Origin of the sequence: Adhaeribacter swui (assembly GCF_014217805.1) — a bacterium.
Classification (GTDB): domain Bacteria; phylum Bacteroidota; class Bacteroidia; order Cytophagales; family Hymenobacteraceae; genus Adhaeribacter; species Adhaeribacter swui.
Map to the genome: position 1 here is coordinate 5441745 of NZ_CP055156.1, position 11837 is coordinate 5453581.

Consider the following 11837-nt stretch of genomic DNA (forward strand, 5'->3'; position numbering starts at 1 on the left):
CTAAATTATTTAAACTTGTTGGCTTATTTACTTCTGCCTGAATAATTTTTTATAGCAGTTAAAAATAGAAAAATTTAAAAATTCTCTTTTTGATTACCGGCTTATCATGCAATTGTTTAGCATAATAGAATGTAGCTGAACTATCGCCGGTTTGGCATCTTCGCCAAGCTGCTATGTCTACTAACCGGGCTACTTGTCGGTAAAAACCCAAAAAGAACAACTTAAATCTTTATTCTAAAATTTTAAATTATTTGATTTTTCCGTTGCTTGCTATTGTTGCTGGGCTAGTTCCTGCAAAATTTTAATGGCATTTTGTACGTGTTCCAAGGGCTTTAGCTGAGAGTTAAACGCATACCGCACCATGCCTTTTTTATCGATTACGTAAGTAGCCCGACCCGGTATAAGGCCCAGTGTTTTGGGCACATCGTACAATTTACGCACCTGACCTTGGGGGTCGCTGAGCAAAACAAAGGGCAGTTGGTATTTGGTCGCAAAGCTCTGGTGCGAGTCTGTGCCGTCAGACGATACGCCAACTACTTCGGCGCCTTGCTCCTGAAAAACTTCGTACTGGTCCCGGAAAGAACACGCCTCGGCGGTACAACCCCGGGTATCGTCTTTGGGGTAAAAATACAATACTATACTTTTTTTATCGCGCAAATCGCTTAGACGAAAAGTTTGGTTTTGGGCATTTTGCAAAGCAAAGTCAGGGGCAGGTGTTCCGGGTTTTAACATTTTTAAAAATTTAAGATAAAAGTAACTTCAAGAAACAGTTAGTTTGGCTTTAGCAGATATGTAACCTAAAATACTACTTTGGGTTTCAGCGATCCGCTTATTTATTCTTCTGCACATTATCTTACCTTTGTGGCATGCCGCGCATCCACGTTATTATTCCTGCTTACAACGAAGAAAAATCCATTAAACAAGTAATTGCCGCTATTCCGCAGGAATTAGTAACCGAAATAATTGTGGTAAACAATAATTCTACTGACCAAACCGCTCAAGTAGCTCAAACAGCCGGAGCCACCGTTTTGTTTGCCGCGGAGGCTGGTTACGGCAACGCTTGTTTAACCGGTATTGCTTATTGTTTAAATAAACCTGCCCCCGAAAAACCCCAGATTATCGTGTTTGTGGATGGCGATTTTTCGGATTACCCCAACGAAATGCCTTTGTTGGTGCAACCCATTCTGGAAAACCGGGCTGATTTAGTGATTGGCTCCCGGGCTTTAGGTAACCGGGAAAAAGGGGCCATGCTGCCCCAGCAAATTTTTGGCAACTGGCTGGCTACTACTTTACTTAAACTTTTTTATAACGCTAATTTCACTGATTTAGGCCCCTTTCGCGCCATCCGTACCGAAACTTTAGTGCAGCTAAACATGCAAGACCGAACCTACGGCTGGACCGTAGAAATGCAACTAAAGTCTGCCAAGCAAAAAATCAGGTACACCGAAGTACCGGTAACTTATCGCAAAAGAATTGGGTTTTCTAAAATATCGGGTACGCTGAAAGGTACGGTATTGGCCGGCTACAAAATAATTACCACCATTTTCCGATATTTGTAGGAATGGGTACTCTGGCGTTGCTTTTAATTGTGCTATATGGCTTGGGCTTGGCTTTTATCTTTTGTTACAGCCTGATTCAACTACATTTAACCTTTTTGTACTGGCGATGCCGGAAACAAAATTCTGCTTTAGGCACGGCTACTCCCCTGCAGCCCCTTAATTTACCCCTGGTTACAGTACAGTTACCCGTGTACAACGAAAAATTTGTAGTAGAAAGATTAATAGATGCTATTGTGGCTTTGGATTATCCCAATGATAAACTGCAAATCCAAGTACTGGACGACTCAGAGGATGAAACCAAAACCCTGGTGGCCAGGAAGGTAGCTTTTTACCAGCAGCAAGGGTATAACATAACGCAGGTACTCCGGCCCGGGCGGCAGGGTTACAAAGCAGGAGCATTACAATACGCGCTTCCCTTAGCTACCGGCGAATTTATTGCCATTTTTGACGCCGACTTTTTGCCATCTCCGGATTTTTTAATTAAAACGGTAGTAGAATTTAAAAATCCAACAGTAGGTGTAGTACAAACCCGGTGGGGGCACCTTAACGAAAATTATTCCTTATTAACCCAACTTCAGGCTTTTGGACTGAATGCGCATTTTACCGTGGAGCAAACGGGCCGCAGTTGCGGCGGGCATTTTTTAAATTTTAACGGTACTGGTGGCATCTGGCGCAAAGCCTGCATCGAGGATGCCGGTGGCTGGCAAGCCGATACGCTCACCGAGGATTTAGACTTAAGTTACCGGGCCCAATTACGCCACTGGCAGTTCCGCTATTTAGAATTTTTAGAAGCGCCCGCGGAGTTGCCCGTAACCATGCCCGCCATTAAATCGCAGCAATTTCGTTGGACGAAGGGCGCTGCCGAAAATGCCCGCAAAAATTTGGGAAAGGTATTCCGGTCGGACAAGCCCTGGTTAACTAAAATGCATGCTTTGTTTCATTTGGGCAACAGCAGTGTTTTTGTAGGAGTTTTACTAACGGGTTTGCTTAGTTTGCCGGTACTGTTTATTCAGGAGTTTTATCCGCAGTGGCAAGCTTACTATTTATCCCGGGCGCTATTCTTAATCAGCCTGGCCGGATTAGTTGCTTTTTACTACACTGCTTACCGCCAAAGCAACCAAGGGGCACGTTCCGGTTCCAGGCTATTATTTTTACCGCGATTTTTCTGGTTTTTAACTTTTTCGATGGGTTTATCCTTGCATAATGCCTTGGCCGTAATGGAGGGGTATACCGGTAAAAAAACACCATTTATTCGCACGCCCAAATTTAACATCCGCAGCAACCACGATAGCTGGCAACAGAATCCGTACCGCACGGCATCCATTAATTTGCTTACGGTACTGGAAGGTATACTGGCTATGTACTTTTTAATCGGGGTTTTTGCGGGTTTTTACCTGCATCGTTACGGGTTGCTCCCCTTCCATATCATGCTTACATTGGGTTTAGGGGGCGTATTTTTCTTAACTTTAAAACATAGCCGCTAACGAACATGGAGCGGAAAACCGGAATTTCTTTTTATTTATGGGCATTTCTAGCCGTAGTGGCCTACCTGGGCTTGGGTTATTTAACGCAACGCACGCAGTTTTGGCAGGTTGCGGGCTGGTTTGCCCTAGCCTTTGTGGCTTATTACAAATTATGTAGGGGTAGCTATTCTGTAAAAATTTTGCTTTTAACCGCGGTAATCTGCCGCTTGCTGTTTTTGTTTGCCTGGCCAGCTTTATCCGACGATTATTTCCGGTTTATCTGGGATGGCCGCTTGGGTTTAGCCGGCATCAATCCGTTTGAGCAGCTTCCCTCCTATTACGTAAGCGCGCCCACCAAAATAACCGGCATTACGCCGGCCTTGTTTCACCGCCTGAACTCCCCGGAATACTTTTCGGTTTACCCGCCGGTTTGTCAGTTTATCTTCACCGCGGCAGCCTGGCTTTTTCCCAGCAAGGGCGGCATGGTCGTATTTATGCGGTTTGTTATTCTGTTGGCTGAACTGGGCAACATGTGGCTACTCATTAAATTATTGCAAAAATTTAAAAAATCAGGCAATAATGTTATTTGGTACGCTTTAAACCCCTTGGTAATAGTAGAACTAACAGGCAACTTACATTTCGAAGCGCTGGTGTTGTTTTTTCTGCTAAGCAGCTTGTACTTACTCACGCAGCAAAAAATGATAGGTGCAGGAGTATTGTTTAGTTTAGCGATTGGGGTAAAATTATTGCCTTTGCTGGTGATGCCCGTTTTGCTGGCCCGGCTGGGCTGGCGTAAGTTTCTAGTATTTGGCACCGTGGTAAGTTTAACTTTAGTTTTGTTGTTTTTACCTTATGCATCAGAGCAATTATTCCGGAACCTGGGCGAAAGCTTAAACTTATATTTTCAGAAATTTGAGTTTAATGCCAGTATGTATTACCTGCTCCGGTGGCTGGGTTTTCAGTTGGTGGGCTATAACTCCATTGCCATTATAGGGCCTTTCCTGTCGCTGTTAACCTGTATTTTAGTCGTTATTCTGGCTTACAAAAGCCGCAAATTATCTAAGGGTCAGATTCCTATAATTTTACTGCTGGCCTTTAGCGTGTACTTTTTTCTGGCTACTACGGTGCACCCTTGGTATTTAACTACTTTAGTAGCTTTAGCGGTTCTAACCAACTACCGCTTTCCTGTAGTTTGGTCGGGATTGGCCGTTTTATCCTACGCGACGTACCAAACGAGCGCTTACCACGAGAACTTGGTTTTAGTGGCGATAGAGTATTGTTTGGTTTTTGGTTTCTTGCTGTTTGAACTTCAGAAACACAAATTTTTAAAAAAATATATAATTTTCATTCTAAGCAATAACTTATTCTTCCGTACTGACTTCCAGCATGGGCCGGATTAAAAAGTCGTTCAGGGGTTTTAGGGTTTCGGCTATTTGCAAGCTTTTTTGCAGCAAGTCGGTTTGCCCGAGTTGCTGATCCGGAATGGCGTGCATGGCTACCCAGCTTTTATGTTTTAGGTAAGTAATCGCCGGATTGTCGCCATCGTATCCTTTGGGGTTGGTTTTTAATTTTTCGCCGGCCAGCTCCGTTCCAAAGTATTCTATAAAGCCAGGATTTTGCACAATGCCCGTAAACTCCGGTAAATTGTAATCAATTTCCTGGCGCACGGCTTTTAAATGGTTAGCTGGCGGCATCCACAAACCACCTCCCATAAACGATTGGTTATTCGTACTTAAATGAAAGTAATACCCGGGATACACTGATTTACGTCCGCCCGGCGCCAAATATGCACCAAAATGATCTTTATAAGGTCGTTTATCGTTCGAGAAACGCACATCGCGGTAAATCCGGAATACAATATCTTTTGCGTTTTGGTCGGCTACACTTTCGTCGAAGGCGCTAATGCCTTTTATCCAGGCACTAATAAACTCCAAAAAATCGGCTCGGGCCGCATCATAACGGCTTTTATTTTCCTGAAACCAGTTCCGGTCGTTATTCTTTTTTAAATCCGAAATAAACCGCAGCGTATCCGGCGCAAAGTGAGTATTCATGCTTTAAAAGTTACAAGTTGCAGGTTGCAAGTTACAGGTTATTTTGGTTACAGGCTGCAGATTACTGGTTGGAGGTTGGAGGTTATAAGTTCTAAGTTGTAAGTTTTAAGTTTTAGGTTGTAGATTGTAGATTGTCAGATTAAAGTGGACCCATAATTTTATTTTTTTAAAATTAGTGGTAATTTCTAAATTGTAAAATCTACAGTTAGAACATAAATCTCTCATTTTTTACAACCTTCTACCTACAACCTAAACTTACAACTTAATTTGCAACCTGCAACCCTAATGCTGCCAGTAGGCGTAGCGGCGGATGGATTTTAAGTTCAGGGTACGGCCATCATAGGATTGCTGCCGTAACAAGGCGTGAGGATATTTATCACTAAACCAATACTTGCTTTCTTTGTCCGGGATAAACTGCACGCGCACCAGCCAGGCTCCCGGAGTTACCGCCGGATCGGTACTGCGGCTAACAATGAATTTAGCTTGAAAAAGCTGCGGCCGGGTAGCTTTGGAGGTTTGCTGCAACTCGTACACGGGAGCATTAAAAGTTAAATTCTCGGCAAAAGCCATACTGCGCAACGTATAGGGCAATTGATCTTCAAACAAGGCTAATTCTTTTAATTTCATTTCGCCGGTGCCCTGGTTATCCCAGTACGAATTATACTGGTAAATAAAACTGCTTCCGGCCTTAGTAATAGCCTTAAACGTATTGCCGCACCATTCCTGCGACGAGCCGGTAAGTTTGTGCAGCACCACTGGGTTTTCTCTTTTAAAAAACAAGGAAGTTAAAAAATGATACGGGTAATTATCCGTAGGAATGCGGGCAAACTCATTTACTTTAATCACTGGAAACAAATCTTTCCGCTGGTAATCGTCGGTTTTAACGTTAAATTCTTTATTAAAATCTTCTTTTACAGTAATTAAGGTGTATTCAAAGCGGCGGGGTTTGTTATAAATATTGCGCTGCGCATCGTAAATAGCTACTTCGGCTAAACCATCGTCCCACAACTTATCTTGGGCCCAGTTTTTTTTAAAATATTGGGCATAATCCGGATTACCATAACGGTCTGTGCCATTGGAACAAGCCAAAACACCCAGCATGATAGCCCCAAGCGTTGCCGCAAACGACAAAAAGATTTTTGGTTTTAAAAACAAGGCCATTAAATAAGTACGGAACATGCCTTAAATATAGTAACCGGTTAACAAGCTACCATTACCTATACTGGATTTAAATCTGACCCATCACGTACATTTCTTCCATGGTGGGGTTTTGGCTACCGCCTTTGGGTTCCAGGGTGATGGCAAAAGCCTGCGCCTGGTGCACGGCTTTCATGTGCTGCACCGCCTCAGAATCGGGCTCTAACTGAACCATACCGGCGTTTACCGGTTTGCCGTTCTCTAAAGCCCAGAGTTGGTATTGCCGGTTGGCGGGTGGCTTGGGTAAATCGGCAATTTTCACGAATACATCTTTGGTGTTGGTGTTCCAGTAAACTACCGCCGAAGAGGCTGGCGATTTGCGGACGCCTTTTAAATTTACTTTTTGCGTTTGGCTGTGCGTAATAACGGCTAATTCGGCAGCCGTTAACTCGTATTTATGGTTTACCTGCCGCACTTGCTGAGCGTATTGGTTTTGAGTAGCTAAAGCAACCTGGTATTGCTTTCTGGTGGTTTGCCAGTTACTATAAAAATAAAAGTTTAAGCCAGCGCTGATTAAAAGCAAAATGGTAGCCGCTATTGCCCACCAACTTGTATTATCCCGCGAATCTGCGTATGTAGCGGCACTACGTCCATCCGGAGAAAAAGCAATATTTTTAAAATTTGTTTGATTTACGTTAGCGGCTGCCTGGCTGCTATTCTCAATTTTATTTAAAATTTTTGCTTTCAAGTCGGCCGGTGGTTCTAGGGCGTGTAGTTGGGCGTAGGTATCCAGGGTATCCGAAATAGCAGCTAACTCCGCCTTAACTTCCGGGTAAAGCTCCGCCATACGCTCCACTTCCACCTTTTCGGGGGGCGTAAGGAGTCCGGTGGCGTATAACTCTAATACTCCGGAGGCTATGTATTCCTGAATATTCAATTTATTTATGGGTGTACTTATTTTAAAAATTTACCTAAGGCTTTAATTGCAGCCCGGGCCCGGGTTTTAACCGTACCCAACGGAATGTTTAGTTCTTCGGCTACCTCACTCTGCGTAAAACCATCAAAATACATCATATCAATTACTTTTTTTTGATCCGGATTCAGTTTGGCGGTTAACTCTTTTAAACCAATGTATTCCGGCCGAAAACTATTTACATCGGCGGTATACTGTACCTGGCTTTTTTCTAATCCCTGGGTTTTTGAACTTACGCGGTATTGCCGAGACCGGATTTTATCAATGGCTAAATTTCGGGCAATATTAATCAGCCAGGTAAAAAGCTTGCCCTTTGTAGAATCGTAAGAAGTAATGGACGACCAAATTTTTACAAAACACTCCTGCAGCACGTCTTCGGCTAGTTCATTGTCTTTTACAATGCGCAGGATTACGCCAAACAAAGCCGCCGAATACATATCGTATAGTTGCGTAACGGCCGCGTTGTCTTGTAAGCGCAGTCGTGCTACTAGTTCTTCCTCCACTATGGCTATCGGCTGATTTGGTGACAATTTTAAAAATTTAGTAGTTGGATTTACTGTAGAATAGGTAAAACTGTTTAAACTTTATTAAATAATCTTAAACTGTTTTTACAAACTCATATTTCCATTTTTTGTTTTACAATTCTACTTCTGTTTTTAATAATTTTCCTTGTTTTTGCTCTAATTAATCTAAAAACCGATTTAAATTTACAAAAAGAATACTTCCTAAGCGATTAGTCAGCTATTTTAACTGCAAAGCACCAGCTTAATTTTATAAAAGTTTATACTACCGCTTTCCGGATGCGTTTTATTAGCGGGGTCAATCATTCTAAAACTACCTAGCCAACCAAATCTGCGAAACAGTAAATTGATTTAACGGGTATTTATACCAAACAGTAAACATAGCAGGTTATGGTGGAAGAAAATTTTAAAAAAACTGCCGCGGCTACCTACGACATAGCCAAAATTATGGGTGGTTTGTACGGCGATGGTTTTATTGCCCTAAAAGGCGCTTTTAGCCGGGAGTGGGTACAGCAACTCGACGAAGATATTTGGCTCTTGTACCAGGATGCCTTAAAACGCCCCGGCGGAGCGGTGGGCCGCGGTCCCAAGCGGCACTACGTCGAGATTCATCCGGAAGATATCCGGGGCTTTGTGGACTTAGCTACGCACCCCTGGGTAACAGCCGTTTGTGAAGCGGTGCTGGGCCCGGATTACAAAATTGTAGAAATTGGCTTTGACATACCTAACCCAGGAGCCGTAGATCAACCCTGGCACCGCGATTTTCCGGATCCCGAAGATACTATTGTGGGCCGCCGGTTAAATTCGCTGGCATTTAACTTAACTACGGTGGATGTGGCCGAGGATATGGGTCCGTTTGAAATTGCCCCCGGCACGCAGTGGGACTTACCCGACAACTTTGAGCACGGTATGTTTCCCGCGAAAGATAGTTACCCCCGTTACCAGGCTCTAGCCCAACGCAAAATGCCCAAAATGGGCGACATTTCCACACGATCCGCGTTAACCATTCACCGGGGCACCGCCAATTACTCCGATAAACCCCGTCCGGCGCTGGTCTTGGGCGTAGATGCCCCCACCGCCAACAACGCCGAGCGCCACGATTTGCAGATTACCCGGGCTTACTTCGAAACTTTACCTGAATATTTAAAGCAACACCTGACTTACCGCTTAGTAGATAAACTGGAACCTATTTACCAGGCCCATACCATTGAGGGTTTAATGATGGGGGAAGCTTAAAATTAAAAATTTTTAAAAATCAGGCAAACCGGCTTACCAGGTTTGCCTGATTTTTTAAACTATCGCCATAAATATTTTCCTATACACTTAATCCAGCATAACCATGTCTGGCGTAAATGTTACATGCGCGGCCAAAATGGCCCGAAACTGCTTGTAACCTGCCTGCTCCGGAAAGTAAGCGTGCAAAATTAAAACTGGTTTACCATCGGGGTCGGTAGTAACCGATGGATGGCCGGGAGCCCACCACTCGGTGGTAGATTGCAGAAACGGGGTTTCCATTTTCCGGAACGGCCCCAAAGGCGAATCCGCAATAGCTACCCCAATCCCATACTGATCTGTAGAAAAATCGTTTCCTGCGTAAAATAGATAATATTTGTCTTGTTGCCGGGTAACCCAAATGCCTTCTACCAGGTGCGCCTCCCAAGCCAAATCGTTTTGAATAATTTTTACTTTTTCACCTATTAAACCGGAGCCGTCAGGGCTTAATTGCTGGGCATACACGGGCGTTTTCATAAAATGCAGTACTTTCTGCAATTGTTCCTGAACATCCGCCGTTTGCTGCTGACCCAGTTTTTTTAAATCTTCGTAAAAAGTTAAATAACGGACAATAATAGATTCAATAAATACCTGCGTAATTAAAAACCGCTCCATTGGTTCGCGGGTTTGTAACCAGGGCCAAAGTGTTACCATAAAAGTGGCCGTAATCTGGTCTTCGCGGTTTGGGAACAATGCGGTAATTAATTTTGGATGTTGATACAGCAAAGCAATCAGCTCGCTTGGCCAAACAGCGTTATTGTCTTCTTTCCAGTACAAATAAGCGGTTTCGGCGTCTTGCACGTACACATGCGGGTCGATAACGTTGCCCCGCAGAATAGGTTCGGGATCGGGTACGAAAGGGCCGTCGGGCCGCGGCGAATGCGCTTTACCAATGCAGAGTTCGTGGGTATGTTTATCGCGGGCTACAAAGTAAATCCGGAACTCCTCGCCGAACTGGTGCATTTCCGGAGCCCAGTAATCGCTAATTAAGGCGCCATTGGCCGCCCAGGCCGGTTTTTGGCCTTCCGGAAAAACAAAATTTACAAACTCCCAATCCCATAAATTATTCGAACGGATGATAGGAAAAGCGTGCGGCGCATCGTTGGAAGTGGCTACCAAATAATATTTCGGTTGCCCTTCGTCTTGCTCATCTTTTACCTGAATTACCGCCGGATCGCCGTAGCCATACAAAATGTCCGGGTTTAAATTTTTGCTCAACACTTCTTGCAAAGAAGCTTGAAAACTGGGCTTCGAAAATGTTTCCGGTTTATTCTGCGGCAGCCGTAAGCCAAAATCACGGGCTAATTTTTCAAAAAAATACAGGTAAGCCTGGTGGTCTTTACCGGGTAAATAATATTGCTCGGTTTTAGTTTTGCCCGTTTCCGGCTCCGAACCAGAAATAATAAATTCATATCCTTCCGGAGTTGTGGCCGGATTTTCCGACAATTGGATAGTAAAATTAATAGGCGTTTGAGTAGGCGAAGTTAAGTGGTATTCCGGGGTATTTGCAACGGTTTGGTTTTCTTCCATGGTTATGGTTCAGAATCCTTTATCATTCATTTTCTCAGAAATCTCAGTACGCCCGAATGCAACAGCCAGTTGCTTCTGCTAAATTTATTTTGCACCCAGTAACATTTTGTGCAGTACTCCCCCTGCCTGCTAGCCCGAATTAAGTAAAAATAAATTGGCTTGTAGGGCAATATTTTTAAACCAATTAGAACAAACCAGGTATTAGGCTATATAAATTTTAAAAATATGCTGATTTACCGCAACTTAAAATGGAGTGTTATCTTCTTCTACACCTGGCGAAGCATGCTCTATTATCTTATTCTGGGCATTGCTGTTTTCCTGATTCACGATTACTTTAACCTGCTGGAGTTACACATTCCGTTTACTGCTATTTCGGCGCTTAGTACAGCCCTGGCCATTTTTTTGGGTTTTAAAACCAGTAATGCCTACGAACGCTGGTGGGAAGCGCGGCAAATTTGGGGCTCGCTGGTTAACTACAGCCGGGCCTGGGCACGCCAGGTAATTACCATGATTCTGTCGGAAAATCCGGAACAAGCCGCTGCCGTGGAGGAATTACAACACCGCATGATTTACCGGCACATGGGTTTTGTGCACGCGCTACGGGTATTTTTACGAAAAAAATACCAATACAACGAACAAGAACAAGAAGAAATTTACGAAGAACCAAATGAGTATTCCGACACTAAAGCTTTTTTACAACCCGCCGAATTTCAGCAATTTAATCTAAAAAACAATCCGCCTAACTATTTACTCGAACTGCAAGGCGAAGATTTAAAAAGGGCATTTTTAAACGGCTGGATTTCGGATTACCGCTTTACCAAATTAGAAGAAACCTTAGTAGAATTTAACAATGTGCAAGGCCGGAGCGAACGTATTAAAAATACGCCATTCCCAAGGCAGTACAGTTTTTTTTCCCGGGTGTTTGTGTTTATTCATGCGTCGTTGCTGCCCTTTGTTTTTGTGGAAGAATTAGGTTGGGTCAGTATTCCGCTATCGGTCATTATTTCTTTCGTGTTTCTCTGCCTCGATTTAATTGGCGAACGTTCCGAAGATCCGTTTGAAAACCGCCTGGAAGATGTGCCTTTAACCGCCATTAGCTTAACCATAGAAACTAACTTAAAAGAGCAATGGGGCGACCCGAACTTCCCGGTTAAAAAAGACGCTTCCAATGGTATTGTTCTGTAACAGATTTACAAGTAGCATTAACTTTAAAAAAGCTCTACCCTGGTACATATTCGGGGTAGAGCTTTTTTTTAAATTTTTGAATTTACAACAAAGTATAACGAAGAACCCTACTATTCCATATTGTCCTATCCGGAGTAATTGCCAAC

General features: G+C 43.5%; 11 protein-coding genes. 5 read left to right on the forward strand and 6 right to left on the reverse strand.

The window, feature by feature from the left end; all coding sequences use genetic code 11:
• Window positions 1-270 precede the first annotated feature (270 nt).
• Complete coding sequence (locus tag HUW51_RS22530; protein WP_185271848.1) at window positions 271-732, reverse strand: peroxiredoxin; 462 nt, start codon at window positions 730-732, stop codon at window positions 271-273.
• A 134-nt stretch (window positions 733-866) separates the two neighbouring features.
• Between HUW51_RS22530 and HUW51_RS22535 the strand changes: the two genes are divergently transcribed.
• The 3 genes from HUW51_RS22535 to HUW51_RS22545 are packed head-to-tail and all read left to right on the forward strand — an operon-like array spanning window position 867 to window position 4422.
• Entirely contained in the window at window positions 867-1559 is a 693-nt protein-coding gene (locus HUW51_RS22535; protein ID WP_185271849.1) for a glycosyltransferase family 2 protein, read from the forward strand.
• Between the two features lie 2 nt (window positions 1560-1561).
• On the forward strand, window positions 1562-3043 hold the full coding sequence (locus HUW51_RS22540) for a cellulose synthase family protein (RefSeq protein WP_185271850.1): 1482 nt from the start codon (window positions 1562-1564) through the stop codon (window positions 3041-3043).
• 5 nt (window positions 3044-3048) lie between these two features.
• Window positions 3049-4422, forward strand: a complete 1374-nt coding sequence (locus HUW51_RS22545; RefSeq protein ID WP_185271851.1) for a glycosyltransferase 87 family protein — start codon at window positions 3049-3051, stop codon at window positions 4420-4422.
• On the opposite strand, the gene HUW51_RS22550 is transcribed toward HUW51_RS22545, so the two are convergent.
• The 4 genes from HUW51_RS22550 to HUW51_RS22565 form a co-directional block, all read right to left on the reverse strand.
• Window positions 4384-5073, reverse strand: a complete 690-nt coding sequence (locus HUW51_RS22550) for a DUF2461 domain-containing protein (RefSeq protein ID WP_185271852.1) — start codon at window positions 5071-5073, stop codon at window positions 4384-4386. The genes HUW51_RS22545 and HUW51_RS22550 overlap by 39 nt on opposite strands.
• Window positions 5074-5355: 282 nt before the next feature.
• Complete coding sequence (locus tag HUW51_RS22555; RefSeq protein WP_185271853.1) at window positions 5356-6252, reverse strand: hypothetical protein; 897 nt, start codon at window positions 6250-6252, stop codon at window positions 5356-5358.
• 49 nt (window positions 6253-6301) lie between these two features.
• Entirely contained in the window at window positions 6302-7147 is an 846-nt protein-coding gene (locus tag HUW51_RS22560) for an anti-sigma factor (RefSeq protein ID WP_185271854.1), read from the reverse strand.
• A 17-nt stretch (window positions 7148-7164) separates the two neighbouring features.
• Window positions 7165-7713, reverse strand: a complete 549-nt coding sequence (locus tag HUW51_RS22565; protein ID WP_185271855.1) for an RNA polymerase sigma factor — start codon at window positions 7711-7713, stop codon at window positions 7165-7167.
• 381 nt (window positions 7714-8094) lie between these two features.
• Between HUW51_RS22565 and HUW51_RS22570 the strand changes: the two genes are divergently transcribed.
• A complete protein-coding gene (locus HUW51_RS22570; RefSeq protein WP_185271856.1) occupies window positions 8095-8940 on the forward strand; it encodes a phytanoyl-CoA dioxygenase family protein in 846 nt (281 codons plus the stop codon).
• Between the two features lie 87 nt (window positions 8941-9027).
• Here HUW51_RS22570 and HUW51_RS22575 read toward each other — a convergent pair whose 3' ends face one another.
• Window positions 9028-10506 carry a family 43 glycosylhydrolase gene (locus HUW51_RS22575; RefSeq protein ID WP_185271857.1) on the reverse strand — a complete coding sequence of 493 codons (1479 nt, stop codon included), beginning with the start codon at window positions 10504-10506 and terminating at the stop codon, window positions 9028-9030.
• A gap of 225 nt (window positions 10507-10731) precedes the next feature.
• Here HUW51_RS22575 and HUW51_RS22580 point away from each other — a divergent pair, with 225 nt between their 5' ends.
• Window positions 10732-11691 (forward strand): bestrophin family protein, encoded by a 960-nt coding sequence (locus HUW51_RS22580; protein ID WP_185271858.1) that lies wholly within the window; start codon window positions 10732-10734, stop codon window positions 11689-11691.
• The last annotated feature ends 146 nt before the right edge of the window (window positions 11692-11837 follow it).

Excerpts from the sequence above, each read along its gene's own strand:
- HUW51_RS22530 (WP_185271848.1), bottom strand. The coding sequence starts at position 732 with ATGTTAAAACCCGGAACACCTGCCCCTGACTTTGCTTTGCAAAATGCC.
- HUW51_RS22535 (WP_185271849.1), top strand. The coding sequence starts at position 867 with ATGCCGCGCATCCACGTTATTATTCCTGCTTACAACGAAGAAAAATCC.
- HUW51_RS22540 (WP_185271850.1), top strand. The coding sequence starts at position 1,562 with ATGGGTACTCTGGCGTTGCTTTTAATTGTGCTATATGGCTTGGGCTTG.
- HUW51_RS22545 (WP_185271851.1), top strand. The coding sequence starts at position 3,049 with ATGGAGCGGAAAACCGGAATTTCTTTTTATTTATGGGCATTTCTAGCC.
- HUW51_RS22550 (WP_185271852.1), bottom strand. The coding sequence starts at position 5,073 with ATGAATACTCACTTTGCGCCGGATACGCTGCGGTTTATTTCGGATTTA.
- HUW51_RS22555 (WP_185271853.1), bottom strand. The coding sequence starts at position 6,252 with ATGTTCCGTACTTATTTAATGGCCTTGTTTTTAAAACCAAAAATCTTT.
- HUW51_RS22570 (WP_185271856.1), top strand. The coding sequence starts at position 8,095 with ATGGTGGAAGAAAATTTTAAAAAAACTGCCGCGGCTACCTACGACATA.
- HUW51_RS22575 (WP_185271857.1), bottom strand. The coding sequence starts at position 10,506 with ATGGAAGAAAACCAAACCGTTGCAAATACCCCGGAATACCACTTAACT.
- HUW51_RS22580 (WP_185271858.1), top strand. The coding sequence starts at position 10,732 with ATGCTGATTTACCGCAACTTAAAATGGAGTGTTATCTTCTTCTACACC.